Genomic DNA, 16,644 nt, shown 5'->3' with positions numbered 1-16,644 from the left:
ATGGGAACGAAGACTGTAACCGTTACGAAGCTTGCGCTTGCCGGATTGCTGCTCGCGCTGCCTGCGGCCGGCCCGTTCGCAAGCGGAACCGCGAAGGGCGAGCGGTCCGGCCCGTTCATCCTGCCGCCGGTCCAGAAGCTGCCGGAGGCGTATGCGTCGCTCTATTCGCAAACGCTGCTTGCGTGGCACGAGCAGGGCTGGAAGGATGCGCCCTCCGATGCGGACCGCCTGCCGGGCAGCCGGTACAAAAGCGCGTCCCCGGACGTCACGGTGCGTGCCGATGCCTTGCAGGGGAAGAGCGGCGTCGTGCAGGTGCCGCAGCCGAAAGCCTGGGTCGAGTACGAAATCGACGCGCCGCAGGACGGCCTGTACCAGCTCGAATTGACCGTATTGCCCGGCGAAGGCTCGTCCGGCCCGGTACAGATCGGGGTGAAGGTCGATGGCGAGTTTCCTTATTTCGAAGCGAAAACTATTCAGATCCCGCGCAAATGGAAAGATTCGGTCTATCCGCCGAAGCTCAACGAGCACGGCGATCAAATCCGGCCGTCGCAGCAGGAATTGCCCGAATGGGGCGTGCGCTTGCTGACGGACGCCAAATTTACGAGCCCAGACCCGCTTCGCTTCCGGCTCGCCAAGGGCCGGCATACGATCCGGCTGGAGTCGGTGCTCGAGCCGTTCGCCTTGGCGGAAATCGCCGTGAAGGCTCCCCGTCCGCTGCCGGCGTACGAACAGGCCGCGGTCGGCTGGAAAGCTCTGCCGAACGGCGCGGAGCCCGGCTGGCTGCTCACCGTCGAGGCGGAGCAGATGAGCGCCAAATCAGACCCTTCCGTGCAAGTTCAGGCGAGCAACGACAATCTGGCGAGCCCGGCGTCCGACGGCAGGCAAATCTACAACACGATGGGCGGGGCCCGCTGGAGCCGGGGCGGCCAATCGGCGGAATGGACCTTCGATGTCCCGAAAGACGGACTGTACTATATCCATTTTAAATATTTGCAAAACTTCACGAAGGACGTCATCAGCTTCCGGGAAATCCGCATCGACGGCCAGGTGCCGTTCCGCGAGCTGCAATCGTATCCGTTTCCGTATTCGCGGAAATGGAGCGTGGAGGCGCTGCAGGACGACAAGGGCGCGCCATTTGCGTTTTATTTCCGCCAAGGGACGCACCGGATCGGGCTGACCGCCGCTCCGTCGGCGACGACGCCCGTCCGCGAGTCGCTCCAGTCGATTGTGGACGGCTACAAGGAGATCAATCGTCAGGTGGCGATGGTCACCGGCATCAAAAACCGCAACATGGTCGATCAGAACCGCGATTGGAACTTGGTAGAGACGATGCCGGACGTGGCAAGCAAGCTGCGCGCGCTGGCCGACCGGCTGCAGGAGCAGGTCGACAGGCTGCAAGGGCTGTACGGCAATTCGCTGCAGGGCGCGGAAGGGCTGCGCTCGGTCATTTTCGATCTGCGGAACATGGCGGAAAACCCCGATTTGCTGTCCAAGCGTCCGCCGGAGATGCATGCCCAGAACCTGGAGAAAATCACGTCGTTTATCGACAGTCTCGGGCGCCAGCCGCTGACGCTCGACCGGATCTTTATTTCCTCGTCTCCCGAGCGGCCGGCCGAGCCTCCGGGCACGCTTACCGTCGTCGGCGACTTGGTCGGCAACTTCTTCCGCACGTTTTCGCCGAACTACCATTATTACGGCAGACGCGATCCGGACGGAATCGACGTATGGGTTAACCGAGGCCGCGATTATGTGGCGCTGATGCAGCAGCTTGCGGACGAATCGTTTACGGCGAAGACGGGGATTAAAGTCAACGTCAACCTGATGCCGAATCCCGGTCAGCTCATCTTGAGCAATTCCGCCGGCCGGGAACCGGATGTCGCTCTCGGCATCGCCGAAGGAACTCCCGCGGATTTCGCAATGCGGAACTCGCTGGTCAACCTGAGCGAATTTCCCGATTTTGCGAACGTGTCCGAACAGTTCCAGCTGGGAACGCTCATTCCGTTCACCTACGACGGGGGCGTGTACGCGCTGCCTGAGACGGTGGCGCTGAACGTGCTTTTTTACCGTACGGATATTTTGAAAAGCATCGGGCTGAAGCCGCCGGACACGTGGGACGACTTGTACGGGATGCTGCCGACGCTCCAGCAGAAAGGATACAATTTCTATTTTGCGAAGCTGAACTATGTGCCGATTTTCCTGCAAAACGGAGCTTCCTTCTATAAGGAAGACGGGCTGAGTTCTGGGCTCGATTCGCGCGAAGCGTTCAACGCGTTCAAACAGTGGACGGAGCTGTTTACCGTATACGGGCTTCCGACCGAGGTGCCGAGCTTTTACATGCACTTCCGCAGCGGCGACATGCCGGTCGGCATCGCCGACTACAACACATATATGCAGCTGCTAGTCGCCGCGCCCGAGCTGGCCGGGTCATGGGAGATCGCCCCGATTCCGGGAGTGAAACGGAAGGACGGCACCGTCGTCCGCTGGTCCGGCGGTAACCTGTCCTCCGGGATGATCTTCCGTTCGTCCGAACGCCGGCAGGACGCCTGGGAGTTTCTGAAATGGTGGACGTCGACCGAGACGCAGTCGCGGTTCGGCAGCGAGATCGAGCTGCTGAACGGTGTCGAATTCCGATGGAATACGGCGAATGTCGAAGCGTTCAAAAAGCTGCCGTGGCCGGAGAAGGAGAGCAAGGCGATTCTGGACCAGTGGAGATGGTACAAAGAAATGCCGAACGTGCCCGGCGGCTACTTCACCCCTCGCGAGCTGACCTTCGCTTGGACTCGCACCGTGCTGCAAAACCAAAACTACCGGGAAATGCTCGAAAAGGCGGTATTCCAAATCGATAGCGAGCTGAAGCGCAAGCAGCGGGAATTTGGATTCGTCGACAAGCAGGGCAGCATCGTGCGCAAGCTGAAAGTGCCTGACATCAAGCAGCCATCGGAAGGAGCGGGCAAGCCATGACGAATCCGTCTCGCCATACCGGGGCCACTATGGCCCCTGCTTCCAGCGTCGCCCGCAAGAAGCCGAAGGCCGCCGTCTCGCTGCGGGAGCGGGTCCGGGCGGCTGCGGCCGATATGAAGCGGGCGTGGGTTTCCTACTTGTTCGTATCGCCGTTCTTCCTGCTGTTCCTGCTGTTCATTGCGCTGCCGACGGCCGCGGCAATTGCGCTTTCGTTCACAAGATTCAACGCCATCGAGCGGCCGGTCTTCATCGGCTTGTTCAACTACCAGGCGCTGCTGACGCAGGACCTCGTCTTCTGGCAGTACGCGCTGCCGAATACGTTCCTGTTCGCGGTTATCGTCGGCCCGGTAGGGTATGCGCTGTCGTTCGCCCTCGCCTGGCTGATCGCCCAACTGCCGCACAACATCCGGGCGTTCTACACGCTGGCCATGTACGCGCCCTCGATGACGGCCGGCATCGCCATGTCCGTCGTCTGGCTCATTATGTTCAGCGGCGACCGGCTCGGGTATTTGAACAACTTTCTGCTTAACATCGGGTATATCAACGAGCCGCAGCTCTGGACGACTTCGCCGCTATACATCATGAAAATCATGATCGCCGTCTCGCTCTGGTCGAGCATGGGCGTCGGCTTTCTGGCGATGCTGGCCGGCATCCAGAACGTGGACCGGCAGCTGTACGAAGCCGGCCGGATCGACGGGATCCGTTCCCGGCTGCAGGAGATTTGGTACATCACTATCCCGTCGATGAAGCCGCAGATGCTGTTCGGCGCTGTCATGTCCGTCGTCGGCACGCTGAAGGCGGGAGCGATCAGCGTCGAGCTGACCGGCTCCAACCCGTCGCCCAACTATGCGGGGCATCTGATGATCAACCATATCGACGATTTCGGCTTTATCCGCTACGAGATGGGCTATGCTTCGGCGGTATCCGTCGTGCTGCTAGTCATTATTTATTTGTCCAGCAAGCTGTGTTGGAAGCTGTTCGGCTCGAAGGGGGAATGACCGATGGCGAACCTGCGGTTCCGGAAAAAGAGCAAGCTGAACAGGACCACGCCTTTTCAATGGGTACTGACCGTATTGCTGACGCTGCTGGCGGCGTTCATGCTGCTGCCGATGGTGTACTTGTTCAATCATGCGCTGAAGCCATACCACGAGCTGTTTCTGTATCCGCCGACATTTTTGGCGCGTCAGCCGACGTTCGAGAACTTCTACGATTTGCTTGTCGTGACGAAGACGGCGGTCGTACCGGTCAGCCGCTACCTGTTCAACGGGAGCATCGTCGCGATCGCCACCATCGTACTGGGAACGCTGATCAGCGCCTTGTGCGCCTATGCGCTGTCCAAGCACCGGTTTATTGGGAAAAAGTGGATGTTCTCCGTTATCATCGTATCGCTGATGTTCGCCCCGGAGACGGTGCAAATTCCGCGTTATTACGTGATCAGCCAGCTTGGCTTGATCAATACGTATTGGGCGCACATTTTGCCCGTGATCGCGCTGCCCGTCATCGTCTTTTTGTTCAAGCAGTTCATCGACCTGCTGCCCGACGAATTGCTGGAAGCGGCCCGGCTGGAGGGAGCGAACGAATTCACCCTGTTCGGCCGGATCATACTGCCGCTGTGCATGCCGGCGGTGGCGACCGCGGGCATTCTTATCTTCCAGTCGACCTGGGGGAACATGGAGACGTCCACGCTGTACGTCGAGGACGAGACGATGAAGACACTGCCGTTCTTTGTCAGCACGCTGACCAGCGGACTCGCGAACAGCGTGGCGCGTCAAGGGGTGGCCGCTGCGGCGGGGCTGCTCATGTTCCTCCCGAGCTTCATCCTGTTCTTGTTGCTCCAACGGAAAGTCATTTCGACAATGGCGCATTCGGGGTTGAAATGACCGGCGGAGGCGTCCGGACAAGGAAAGGGGGAGAGGGATGGCGATGAGAAGGCGGGGGATTCGCTGCTTGATTGCGCTGCTTCTGCTCGCCGCGTTAGGCCTATGGAGCGGTGGGATCGTGAACGCCGATGTACCGTACGGCACATTCATTTACGACTTGGAGGGCCGAGAAATTCCGGTTCAACCGGCTTATGTGCCGGATACGTTCATGCACGGCGGACTGAAAAATCCGGAGGATTTGTACATTGACGCAAAGGATCATTTGTTCGTGGCCGATACCGGCAACAACCGGATCGTTCATTTGGACGAACGGGGCCGGACGGTGCGCATCATTCAGCCTGACGGGGAAGGGAAGCTGAACGAGCCGAATGGCGTGTTCGTTCGTCCCGACGGTACGATCTATGTGGCCGATACGAAGAACGAGCGCATCGCGGTATTCGACGCCGAAGGGCGGTATGTCCGTGCGATCCGTCGGCCGCAATCGGCGGTATTGCCGCCTAACTTCGTCTACCAGCCGACGAAGCTGGCCGTCGATGAACGGGGATACATGTACGTGGCGACGCGAAACGGATACCAAGGGCTGCTGCTGCTCGATCCGGAGGGCGCTTTCGAAGGTTTTTTCGGCGCCAACAAGGTCGACTTCGGTTTGACGGATGCACTGAAACGGTTGTTCTTTACGAAGGAGCAGCTGCAGAAGGAACTGCTCAAGCTGCCGGGCTCCGTATCGAACGTGTCGATCGGGTCGAACGGCTTGCTGTATACGACCTCGATGCAGGTGACGAAAGGTCAGGTTAAGAAGCTCAACTACGACGGCAAGGATCTGCTCGGCGAAAAAGACTACGGCGTCACGAAGCTGCTCGCCGGACAGCAAAAGCAGTTCACCGACATCGCCGTCGATTCACTGGGCAACATCACTGCGGTCGATGCACAGTTCGGCATGTTGTTCCAATACAATTCGAACGGTGATTTGATGTTTGCCTTCGGCTCCAAGGACGAAGGGTTTCGGAAGCTCGGCCTGTTCCAATACCCGTCGGCGCTGTCGATCGACTCGGCCGGTAAGCTGTTCGTGCTGGACCGGACGGCCAATGTAATCCAGACGTTCAAGCGGACCGAGTTCGGCGCGCTCGTCCAGCAGGCGACCGACCTGTTTATCCAGGGCCATTACGAAGAGAGCGCAGTCCCGTGGCGCGAAGTGCTGCACAGGAACAGCAAATATTTCCGCGCGCATCTCGGCTTGGCGAAAGCGTACTACAAGAACGGCGATTACGCGCAGGCGATGCGGGAGTTCCGGGCGGGCGGCGATCTTAACGGCTATTCCGACGCTTTCTGGCAAGTACGGCTGCTGTGGATGCAGAAGCATTTCGCACAGTTGGCCCTCGGCGGCGCCGTGCTGCTGATTGTCGCTGCGCTAGGGCGGAGGCTGAAGAACAAGCTCGGGAACCGGCAGCGCAAGCTGTGGCTTACGCCGCGAAGCATCGAGGGGGAGGAACGATGACCGCGTTACATGTGACGCCTGATGACAAGCGCCCCGTCTCAGGGGCTACGACTTCCAGCCGTGCCGTCGGGCCCATCAAGGCGCTGTGCTCGTCGCTGTACCTGGCGCAGCTGGCGAAGGACGTGAGGTTTCAATGGAAGCAGGCGCTGCGGGTGCTGAAGCATCCGTTCGACGCGTTCGGGGAGCTGCGCTACCGCAGCGAAGGCAGCTTCCCCGCAGCCGTGCTGCTGCTGATCGCCGCCTTCGTGGCACTGCTGCTCAGCAAGCTGGCGACGTCGTATTTGTTCAATCCGTCGGGCGTCGAGAACGTCAGTCCGCTGACGCTGCTGCTGGAATTCGTCCTGCCGTGGCTGACATGGGTCGCCGCCAACTATTGGATCGGATCGATCATGAAAGGGCAGGGCCGATGGACGGAAGTGTTCGTCGGCAGTACGTATGCGCTTATGCCGTTCCTGCTCCTTTCGCTGCCGCTCGCGCTGCTGTCCAACGTACTGACGCTGAACGAGAAGGTCGTATACGATTTCGGCAGCGGGGTGATGATCAGCTGGACGCTGCTGCTCTTTTTCATCATGGTCAAAGAAATTCACAATTACGATATCGGCGAGACCGCCGTCAACGTCGTGCTGTCGGTGCTGTTCATGTTCGCGATCTGGATTCTGCTGTTCATTCTTGCGGGCTTGACGTTCCAGCTTTACGATTTCGTCGCGCAGATCGTGAAGGAGGTGGCCTATCGTGTTTAGACGTATCGTAACGGGCCTGCTCCTGCTGGCGGCGGTGGTCGGAGCCGCGTATGCGCTCGGCTTCGCAGGGCCGCTCATCGGCAAGCCGGAGCTGCGGCAGGCGGGTTCGCCGCCCCCGATCAACCCGGCGTCGATTCAGCGGATCGACTATAACCCGGACAGCTATCGGCGAATGGCCGAGGACGGCCGGCTGGAGCTGCTCGTGAACGACGCCGGGCATATCCGGGTCCGGGACAAACAAGGCGATTTCGTCTGGCGAAGCGATCCGGACACGAGGCTGGAGCCGGATTTGAAAGGGCTGTGGAAAAGCAACGCCGATTCCCCGTTCATAGTCGACTATGTCGATGCCGCAAAGCAAAGTACGGGCGTGCTGATCAACACCGCGAACGGGAGCGACGCCAAAACGAGAACGACGATCGCCCCGGTCGAGGGCGGAGCGGAGCTGATGTTCGACCTGCAGACGCTCGGCATCCGCTTCAAGACGGTCGTCCGGTTGAAGAACGGGTACCTGGAGGTGAGCGTGCCGAGCGACCAAATCGCCGAAAGCGCGGGCAAGCAGGTCGTCTCGATCTGGCCGTTCCCGTTCTTCGGCGCGGTCCAGAAGCAGGCGATTCAGCGGGACGGCTACATGCTGGTGCCGCTGCAGATGGGCGCGCTCGTTCCGATGAAGGCGGAGCATCAGCTGCAATCCCGCGTCTCCGCGAAAATTTATGGCAGCGACGACGCGATTCCAGGCCAGCCGGGCACCTATACGATTTTTCCGGCGTTCGGCATGAAGCGGGACGATCATTCGTACCTGGCCGTCATCGAGGAGGGGGAAGCAACGTCGACCGTGCATGCGACGCCCGCCGGGCTGTACACATCGTTCCACTGGATTGCGCCGCAATTCGTGTACCGGAACGAGTATTTTCGCCAGACGAGCAAGCTCGGGGCCGGGTATAAGACGGTGGAGAAGATGAGGTCGACGGAAAACCGACGCATCCGCTACTACTTCCAGAACGGCAGCAAAGCCGATTACGCCGGAATGGCGGCCGATTACCGCAGCTACTTGATGGAAACGCAAGGGATGAAAAAAATCGCGCCCGATGCGAACGGACTTCCGCTGTTTGTGACGCTCTACGGCGGCGCCGAGGAAAAAGGCTTGTTCTCGCCGAATTTCGTGCCCGTCACGACGTTCGGGCAGGGGATCGACATTTTAAAAGGGCTGCACGCCTCGGGCATCGGACCGATTCATGTGCTGTACAACGGCTGGGCGAAAGGCGGGGACCGCAGCGTCATGCCCGACGTGCCGCCGGCGGAGAAGGGGCTCGGAGGCGACGAAGGGCTACGGGCTTTTGCACGCGAAGCGCGGAAGCAGGGCGACCGCGTCTACTTGCAGGCCGACTTTACGCGCTCGCGGATGAACGGCAGCTTCGTTCCATCCCGCGACGTGATGCGGGACATCAACAACAAGGCACGGTACGACGAAAGGCTTGGCGAGACCGAATATGTGAATCCCGCATCCGTCGCTCTGCGGCTGTTCGAAGAGCACGTCGGGAGCTATGAGGCACTCGGCATCGACGGCATGTACTTCGAAGGGCTCGGCAGCCTGTACTCGGATTATCGTTCGTCCCACCCTGCGACGCGCGCCGATGCGGCGGAAAGCTACCGCAAGCTGCTCCGGGTCACCAAGGAGCGTCTCGGCTTCACCGGGGCGGCGGAAGGCAATAGCTACCTCATCGGTCAGCTCGATTTCGTCCAGCGGATGCCGATCGGCGTCAGCTATGACCTGGTCGCCACCAAAGCGGTTCCGTTCCTGCCGATTGCCGTTCATGGTCTGGTCGATTATTCGGGGGAATGGGGCAACTTGCGGGAGACGGGAACGACCGAGTTTTTGTGCTCGATCGAGTTCGGCGCCGTTCCGCACTATTTGCTCACCTACGAAGATCCCGCGCTGCTGCGCCATACGCCGGGAGATTTTATTTACAGCAGCCAATACGACGTGTGGAAGCAGCAGATCGCCTCGGAGTACAAACGCTGGAACGAAGCGCTCGGCCCGGTGCGCGGCCTGTTCATCTCGGGGCACCGCGAGCTGGCCGACGGCGTGTTCGAAACCCGCTACGAGAACGGGACGGCGATTGTCGTCAATTACAATGATACGGCCTATTCGGCGGGCGCCATCACGGTCAAGCCGCGCGAGTTCGCCGTCGTCGGCAAGGAGGGGTAAGATGCAGCCTTCGTCTTTCACGCGTCCCAAGCGATCCCGCCTCTCGATCGAGACGCAGCAGGCGATATCCGGTTACTTGTTTCTCATTCCGTGGCTGGCCGGACTCGGGCTGTTCGTCCTGTTCCCGCTCGGCTTCTCGCTTTACATGAGCTTTCAGAAGGTGCGGTTTACCGGGGAGGGGATGAAGTTTGAGTTCAAGGGCTGGGAAAATTATTCGTACGCGTTTTTATCCGATAACACGTTTGTGGCGGCGCTTGTCGGCATGATGAAAAACACGCTGCTCGTCATCCCGATCATCGTGCTCTTTTCGCTGTTCGTGGCGCTTCTGCTCAACTTGAAATTCCGCGGGCGGATGGCGTTCCGCGCCGTCTTCTTCCTTCCGGTTATTTTCAGCACCGGCCAGGTGCTGTCGGAAATTTTCAACCAGAAGGCGGGCAGTCTCGACATGCTGAACAAATACGATATCGCCGGCTTTATCTCGGCCAACGTGCCGACGTTCTGGGCCGATCCGATCCTGACCGTGCTGAACTTGTTCGTCGTCATTTTGTGGTATTCCGGCGTACAGATTTTGCTTTATTTGGCCGGTCTTCAGACGATCGGGGCGAGCGTGTACGAGGCTTCGCTCATCGACGGGGCGACTCCTTGGGAGATGCTGTGGAAAATTACGCTGCCTGCGCTGACGCCGTTTATTTTGCTCAACGTCATTTATACGATCGTCGACATGTTTACCGTTCCGCTGCTCAATCCGGTGCTGAATATGATCGTGACGAACATGACGACGGCCAATCTCGGCTACGGCTACGCGAGCGCGCAGGGGTGGATCTATTTCACCGCCGTCTTCGTCCTGCTGCTCGCCGTGCTCGGCTTGTCGCGCAAATTCGTTCATTACTCGGGAGAAAGGTAGGGGAGCGCCATGGTATGGAGACAGTGGGTGTACCGGACGCGCGTCTTGCTGTTCGGCGACCGGGAGCGCAAGGGGATCATCGTGCTGGCGCTGCTATACCTCGTCCTGATCGACGTGGCGCTTATGTATTTGACGCCGTTCCTGTATATGCTGTCGACGATGTTCAAGACGACGGCCGATCTGCTCGACCCGACGATCAAGTGGGTGCCGACGTCGCTGAGTTGGGACAATCTGAAGCTGGCCTGGCAGGGGCTCAAGTTCCCGGACGCGTTGAAAAACTCGCTGATCGTGTCCGGCGGCTCGGCCGTGGGACAGGTGTTCTTCTGCTCCCTTACCGGCTATGCCTTCGCCAGACTGAAGTTTCCGGGCAGAAACGCGCTGTTCCTGCTGCTCATTTTCAGCTTCCTCATTCCGCCGCAGACGCTTATCATCCCGCTTTACGTGCTGTTCAAAAATTTGGGCCTGCTCGGCACGCACTGGGGCATCCTGCTGCCTGCGCTGCTCGGGCATGGGGTGCGGGGCGCGCTGTTCGTGATCATTTTCCGCCAGTTTTTCCTGACGCTGCCGAAGGAGCTGGAGGATGCGGCGCTGATCGACGGCGCGGGACCGTTCCGGGTGTACTGGCGGGTCATGATCCCGCTTGCGAAGCCGGCTATCCTGGTCGTGTTTCTGTTCTCGTTCGTCTGGCATTGGAACGAAACGTTCGTCACCGGCATGCTGCTTGGCGGCAAAGACGTGCCGCTGTCGCTCAGCCTGTTCAATCTGAACAAGGTGCTGACGGGAATGTACCCGGAAACGGAGGGCAGCTTCGACTTGAATGAAACGGTCCGCATGGCGGCCAGCTTCCTGATCATCATGCCGCCGCTCCTCGTCTACATGATCGCCCAGCGGTGGTTCGTGGAAGGCGTCGAGCGGACGGGGCTCGTGGAATGAGGAAGCGGTGACGCAGTTAAAAAAGGAAAGGAGCTGTCCTATGTCCATCCGATTTGCGTTATACGGTTGCCAGCACGGCCATATCGCGACGTTCGTCGACGAGATGATCGCGGAGGGGGCCGAGTGCGCGGGCATTTACGAGCCGGAGCGCAACGTGCTCGCCCGGTCGCTGGCACAGAAGCACGGCATTCCGCTGCTCGACAGCGCAGCGGCGCTGCAGGACGAGTCGATCCGGATCATCGGGTCGTCCGCCGTCAACGGCGACAAAATCGACGTGATCGAATGGTGCGAGCGCCATGGCAAGCATGTCATGCTCGACAAGCCGGCCGTCACGGGAAGAGGCGGCCTTGACAGGCTGGAGGCGGTTGCCGGACGCGGGCGCATCCAGATCGGCTTGCTGTTGACCGAGCGGTTCCGCCCGGCAGTGGCGGCTTTGAAGCGTGAGATCGACGCGGGAACGCTCGGCCGCATCGTCGGCATCACGATGCGCAAGCCGCACCGGCTGCTGCCGGCCACCCGTCACGCCTGGCATTTCTCCAAGGAACGGAACGGCGGCATTATCATCGACCTGTTCGTGCACGACTTCGATTTGCTGCGCTGGCTGACTGGACAGGAGATTGCGTCAGTGAACAGCTTGATGGCCAAGCATATGCTGCCTGAGCACCCGACGTTCTACGATACGGCATGTGCGCAGGTGCTGCTGGACGGCGGCACGATGGCGCAATTGTACACGGACTGGCATACGCCGGAGAAAAGCTGGACGTGGGGCGATTGCCGCCTGTTCGTGACCGGAACGGAAGGCTGCGCGGAGCTGCGCTTAAACGGCGATCCTTCCTGCGATGCGATCGGCGAACTGTACTACCGGATAACGCACGGGGAGCCTTTCGTCCGCGTGGAGCCGGAGCCTGTAAAGGTTACGATTACGCGCGATTTTCTGAACCGGATCGAAGGGAAGGCGAGCCTCCTGACGCACCGGGACATTATCGCGACGAGCCGGGCTACCGTCCTTGCCGACGAGCATGCGACGCTGATTCATACCGTGAACGATGAATATGAATAATTGAAAAGCGAGGATACGAAATGAGCGATCAATCACGTAAGGTACGGTTTGCCGTCGTCGGCTGCGGCGGCATATCGTCGAGTCATTTTACCGGCATCGAGCGGGCTCCGGAAGCGGAGCTTGCGGCCGTCTGCGACGTCGATGCATGCCGGGCGGAGCAGTATGGGGCGAAGTACGGGGTGAAGGCTTACACCGATTACGGGCAACTGCTGACGAACCCTGACGTCGACGTCGTCTGCTTGTGCACGCCGAGCGGCATGCATGCCGGGCAGACGATACAGGCGGCCGAGGCGGGCAAGCATGTCGTCTGCGAGAAGCCGATGGCCATCCGGCTGTCGGATGCCGAGCGGATGATCGAAGCGTGCGACGTCATCGGCGTGAAGCTGGCGACGATCTTTCCCCGGCGCATGTCGCCCGCTTCGCAGTTCGTCAAAAAGCTGCTGGACGACGGGAAGCTCGGCCGGCTGAGCCTGTGCTCCGGCTACGTCAAGTTTTACCGCGACCAAGCGTACTACGACAGCGCAGGCTGGCGCGGTACGTGGGCGATGGACGGCGGCGGGGCGATGATGAATCAGGGCATCCACACGATCGATTTGCTGCAATGGCTGGCCGGGCCGGTTGATTCGCTGCACGGCTACGCGCGCAACGTCCTGCGGGATATCGAGGTGGAGGACACCGCTGTCGCCTCGCTGCAGTTCAAGAGCGGCGCGCTCGGATCAATCGAAGCGACGACAACGGCTTACAATCAGCCCGACCACCGGATTGTCCTTCACGGCGACAAGGGGACGATTGTGTTGACCGGCGACGAGATTACGACGTTTGACGTGATCGGAGAGAAGGTGGACATTCCGCAGTTCGAGCCGTTTGCCGTCATTCCCGACGGGCATGCCGCACAGATCCGCGATATGGCGCTGGCGGTGCTGCACGATCGCGAGCCGGTCGTGACCGGCCATGACGGGAAGCATTCGCTGGAGATCATTCTCAGTACGTACGAATCATATCGGAGCCGCCGCGAAATTTTATTGTAACGGTCCGGCCCTCCTTCCCCGCTTGCTTGATGGGAACGGAGGGCCGTCTACGTTCGGGCGCTTATTTGACGATCCGGGCGTACCCGGCGGATAGCGTCTTCGCATACTCCGACGGCGTCATGCCGGTCGCTTTCTTGAAGTGGCGGGAGAAGTAATGGACGCTGCTGTAGCCGAGGAGCTCCGAAATTTCGGTCAGATTGTACACGTCTTCGCGGATGTAGGTTTTGGCGCGGTCGATTTTGAGCTGGTTCAAATATTCCATGACGCCGCAGCCGACCCGTTTTTTGAACATAATGCTCATTTGGGTCCGCCCGATGGCGAAGTGGTCGCACAGCATATCCAGCGTCAAGTTATCGCCGATATGCTCGTTCATGTAGCCGATCACTTTGTCGGCCATGCCGCTTTCTTGCTTGCTGCGGGGGACGGGAGGCGATTTGATGTCCCGCTCTTCGTGGCTTGCGCGGATCAGGTAAATCAGCAGCGTTTCCAGATGCCGCTTGAACAGCTGCTCGCTTCCAAACGGGGCGTTGTCCCGCGGATACAGGATTCTGCCGCTGCCTGCGGGGCTTGGCCCGAAGGCGTTCCAGCCTTCCTCGATCAGCCGGGCGAGCACCGGACGTATTTTGTCGTCCAGATGGAACAGCTTTTGCTTGAGAAAGAACGACATGGGCTCGGATTCGCATTCGAAGGTGACGATGAAGACGTTCGGGGATACTTTTCCGTTGCTTTTCGGACTGTGGAATTCGTCGGGCTCGTGGAACAGCAGGTCGCCCTGCTTCAAGTTGAAATGGCCGGAATCGGTGTCGATTTCGATCTCGCCCTTGTCCACGTAAAATATTTCCCAAAAGTCGTGCTTTTCGCCGGCGTACCTGTAGTTTTTGGATAACTCGAAATAGAAGCAGGAAATCAGCTTGCCGATTTGAATTTCTTCGCGAACCTCGTAGCGTGGAAACCGCATCCGAAAACCGCCCCCTCTATGAAAACGTTATCTTTCCTCCGTATTATCAACATTCAACGTTAACTGTTAAATTCCTGTTTCTTTTCATAAAAGATCCTTTAGCGAATAAAAATGCAAATTCATCGGCCGATTGTACAAAATCATGTGCAAAAAACACGCTGCTTCGTCTAAAGAACGGCCCCGGACTCCACGGTATGATTACGTTGAATCCATGACCATGAGGAGGAGAGGGGAACGATGGAAATCGGCGTATGGTCAACATTTTGCGGACGGCGAGGAGCAGGCAAGGGACATCCGGACGACGATCGACAATTTGAACCGTTGGCTTGCTTGAAACGGAACGGCAGAATTGTATCGTGGTTGCTGCGGACCGTACCTCCAGCCGAAGCATGTTCCGCCCTTGAAACGCATATCTAATGATATAAGACAACCTGTCTGCTAAGGGGGGATACGGTGCTTCAGCGAACAATGAATATCGTTCATAAGAAATCGGTATGGATTTCAGTCGTCGCGCTCTTGAATCTTTTGCTGGCTTTGCTCATTATGGTGGACGGGAAACTTCGCTTTTCTTTTTTGTCCGACGGAGCTATGAATTTATTGGGTAAGGTTGAGGTCGGCGGTGAACCGGCTATCGCGACCGGGGCATTCACCACTTCCGGTTCCTCCGTAAACGGAGCCAAGCAATACTCGGTATTCACGCAGTGGAAATTAGCTGATCAGTATCAGGACGGAACTTACTTGGTGGAAGCTTACCGGCAATACGAGATCTATAAAGATAAGAACGGCAAGACGGTCAAAACCGTGCCGACCGAAAACTTCAACTACATTCGCTATTGTCCCGGATGCGAGGTGAAGGGGCTTCCTGCGGAGTGAAGCAGAATCGAGACGAGTCCGAGCTGGAAAAGCGAGCCTAAGCGCTCGCCTTTTTGTTTGCGCCTGTCCCAAAAAATTAAAATAACAATTTCGCCCAAAAGAGACGATAATGATAGTTATGGAAACCTTATTATGGTAAAACATACGAGATATTCAGGGGGACAATCATTCATGGACTTAAAGAAAATGAACTCTTTGACGAAATATCCGAGCATTCTTACCTATCATCAATTGGGGGAGAGAGGCCGTTTAACTGAAGAATTATCGGAAGCCAGAGGCTTCTCCGATTCGGACGACGTTTTTGTTTATGAAAAAGTGGATGGAGAGAACGCCAGGATCATTTTGTTCAAAAATGGGGATGACATCGATTATCTCATTGGCTCCAGAGAGGAGCTGTTGTTTGCCAAAGGAGACAGGATAGGTAACCCCTACGGCAATATTGCCGAGTTTCTAAGACCGTTGGCCGATAACTTAATTGACCGGATTTGTTCAGACGAGGATTGGGCATTGACCGTCATCTACCAGGAGTCGTACGGAGGGAAGACGAAAGCGGCTAAAAATTACACGGAAAGTAAGACGCAAGCTTACAGAGTCTTTGACGTGTTTTCGCTGGATAAGAAGCAATTAGAGCATCTGCTTACGCTGCCGCAAGAAAAAATAGCGGAATGGCGCGATCATGGAAATCAGCCTTTTTATCATGAGGCGGAGAAACTCGATTTTGTTAAAACGATGGAGCTGGAATATGCGCCGCTGTTGACTAGTGTGAAGGGCTCCGCTTTTCCGCAATCGTTGGAAGAGACGTTTTCTTTTTTGAAGCAGTTTGAACAAACCCAAGTAGGGATCGATGCCAGAGGCAAGTCCGAAGGCATTATCGTTCGCACCTCGGACCGCAAGCAGATTAGAAAAATCCGCTTTGAGGATTACGAAAGAACGTTTAGAAAGTGAGCTGCGCGCACCCGTATGTCTGAACAGATCCCCGATTATTTCAAATACAACAAGGAAAACAACGATAAATACAGCAAGAAAAAGCACTATGAACTCGCGGCTATCGAGAATGACTGGCCGTTTACTCCCGAAAAATACGGGTATCATCCTGTTGATCATTACGGGATGTTGGAGAGGTTTCCATTGTCTATACGAAATGGATGACCGGCAACTTGTTCTCAATTCTTTTTTTGTAACTCTGGATTGTTCGGTTGTGAGCCCTCCTGACTTGAATGGCGTTTCGGGAAAGAAGGGCTACGGCGGTTTTTGGGAATACAAGCAGGTGAATCTGCCCCTCGGTTATTCGGGAGGCATAATTTTATGCGCTGACCTCGTAGGGTATGATGATTGGTTTAGTGATTATGAATGTACGCATCATTTCCGGGATGTTCTTGAGTTGCGGTTTGAAGATGGCATTGTAAAAAGCAGCATAGATCATAGCGAGACGATGGAAGAGATTAGGGGCTTCACGGATTTAAGCTTCCATGAGCAAAATGAGTTGGTGGCTGACTATTTTTCGTTGTACACGAACAAGTGGATAAATTATTATAAACTATGAAAGAGAAGATCGTCCCTGCCGCAAATGATGCGGACAAGGGGCGATCTTTTTGTATGGTGGGGA

At 57.7% G+C, this 16,644-nt stretch carries 16 protein-coding genes; 15 read left to right on the top strand and 1 reads right to left on the bottom strand.

Annotation, left to right across the window (positions count from 1 at the left end; translation table 11 throughout):
* The 10 genes from NI000_RS25645 to NI000_RS25600 all read left to right on the top strand — a co-directional run bounded on the left by NI000_RS25645 (position 1) and on the right by NI000_RS25600 (position 13,207).
* Complete coding sequence (locus NI000_RS25645) at positions 1-2,961, top strand: extracellular solute-binding protein (RefSeq protein WP_253414218.1); 2,961 nt, start codon at positions 1-3, stop codon at positions 2,959-2,961.
* Positions 2,962-3,074: 113 nt separating this feature from the next.
* Positions 3,075-3,959, top strand: a complete 885-nt coding sequence (locus tag NI000_RS25640) for a carbohydrate ABC transporter permease (protein WP_375541004.1) — start codon at positions 3,075-3,077, stop codon at positions 3,957-3,959.
* A 3-nt stretch (positions 3,960-3,962) separates the two neighbouring features.
* Complete coding sequence (locus NI000_RS25635) at positions 3,963-4,841, top strand: carbohydrate ABC transporter permease (protein WP_253414216.1); 879 nt, start codon at positions 3,963-3,965, stop codon at positions 4,839-4,841.
* Between the two features lie 37 nt (positions 4,842-4,878).
* Positions 4,879-6,336: a hypothetical protein gene (locus NI000_RS25630; RefSeq protein ID WP_253414215.1), complete on the top strand. Its 1,458-nt coding sequence runs from the start codon at positions 4,879-4,881 to the stop codon at positions 6,334-6,336.
* The gene (locus tag NI000_RS25625; RefSeq protein WP_253414214.1) at positions 6,333-7,076 is read left to right on the top strand and encodes a Yip1 family protein; all 744 of its coding nucleotides are present in this window, start codon (positions 6,333-6,335) and stop codon (positions 7,074-7,076) included. The genes NI000_RS25630 and NI000_RS25625 overlap by 4 nt, the downstream gene beginning before the upstream one ends.
* Complete coding sequence (locus tag NI000_RS25620; RefSeq protein ID WP_253414213.1) at positions 7,069-9,282, top strand: DUF5696 domain-containing protein; 2,214 nt, start codon at positions 7,069-7,071, stop codon at positions 9,280-9,282. Before NI000_RS25625 ends, NI000_RS25620 begins: the two co-directional genes overlap by 8 nt.
* Before the next feature lies 1 nt (position 9,283).
* Positions 9,284-10,186, top strand: a complete 903-nt coding sequence (locus NI000_RS25615) for a carbohydrate ABC transporter permease (protein WP_216791518.1) — start codon at positions 9,284-9,286, stop codon at positions 10,184-10,186.
* Between the two features lie 9 nt (positions 10,187-10,195).
* The gene (locus tag NI000_RS25610; RefSeq protein WP_253414212.1) at positions 10,196-11,119 is read left to right on the top strand and encodes a carbohydrate ABC transporter permease; all 924 of its coding nucleotides are present in this window, start codon (positions 10,196-10,198) and stop codon (positions 11,117-11,119) included.
* A 40-nt stretch (positions 11,120-11,159) separates the two neighbouring features.
* Complete coding sequence (locus NI000_RS25605; RefSeq protein ID WP_253414211.1) at positions 11,160-12,179, top strand: Gfo/Idh/MocA family protein; 1,020 nt, start codon at positions 11,160-11,162, stop codon at positions 12,177-12,179.
* A gap of 20 nt (positions 12,180-12,199) precedes the next feature.
* Positions 12,200-13,207 carry a Gfo/Idh/MocA family protein gene (locus NI000_RS25600; protein WP_253414210.1) on the top strand — a complete coding sequence of 336 codons (1,008 nt, stop codon included), beginning with the start codon at positions 12,200-12,202 and terminating at the stop codon, positions 13,205-13,207.
* Positions 13,208-13,268: 61 nt separating this feature from the next.
* Here the strand turns inward: NI000_RS25600 and NI000_RS25595 are convergent, their stop codons facing one another.
* The gene (locus NI000_RS25595; protein ID WP_253414209.1) at positions 13,269-14,165 is read right to left on the bottom strand and encodes an AraC family transcriptional regulator; all 897 of its coding nucleotides are present in this window, start codon (positions 14,163-14,165) and stop codon (positions 13,269-13,271) included.
* A 211-nt stretch (positions 14,166-14,376) separates the two neighbouring features.
* On the opposite strand from NI000_RS25595, the gene NI000_RS36795 reads away from it, so the two are divergent.
* The 5 genes from NI000_RS36795 to NI000_RS25575 all read left to right on the top strand — a co-directional run bounded on the left by NI000_RS36795 (position 14,377) and on the right by NI000_RS25575 (position 16,581).
* Entirely contained in the window at positions 14,377-14,499 is a 123-nt protein-coding gene (locus NI000_RS36795; RefSeq protein ID WP_301292687.1) for a hypothetical protein, read from the top strand.
* Positions 14,500-14,618: 119 nt separating this feature from the next.
* Positions 14,619-15,038 (top strand): hypothetical protein, encoded by a 420-nt coding sequence (locus NI000_RS25590; protein WP_253414208.1) that lies wholly within the window; start codon positions 14,619-14,621, stop codon positions 15,036-15,038.
* Positions 15,039-15,209: 171 nt separating this feature from the next.
* Complete coding sequence (locus NI000_RS25585) at positions 15,210-15,983, top strand: RNA ligase family protein (RefSeq protein ID WP_253414207.1); 774 nt, start codon at positions 15,210-15,212, stop codon at positions 15,981-15,983.
* Positions 15,984-15,998: 15 nt separating this feature from the next.
* Positions 15,999-16,187 (top strand): hypothetical protein, encoded by a 189-nt coding sequence (locus NI000_RS25580; protein ID WP_253414206.1) that lies wholly within the window; start codon positions 15,999-16,001, stop codon positions 16,185-16,187.
* Entirely contained in the window at positions 16,180-16,581 is a 402-nt protein-coding gene (locus tag NI000_RS25575; protein WP_253414205.1) for a hypothetical protein, read from the top strand. Before NI000_RS25580 ends, NI000_RS25575 begins: the two co-directional genes overlap by 8 nt.
* Positions 16,582-16,644: the final 63 nt, after the last annotated feature.

This window comes from Paenibacillus tyrphae, from assembly GCF_024158745.1.
GTDB classification, from domain to species: Bacteria; Bacillota; Bacilli; order Paenibacillales; family NBRC-103111; genus Paenibacillus_G; species Paenibacillus_G tyrfis_A.
The sequence above is the reverse complement of the archived record's forward strand: the minus strand, read 5'-3'. Positions and strand labels throughout refer to the sequence as shown.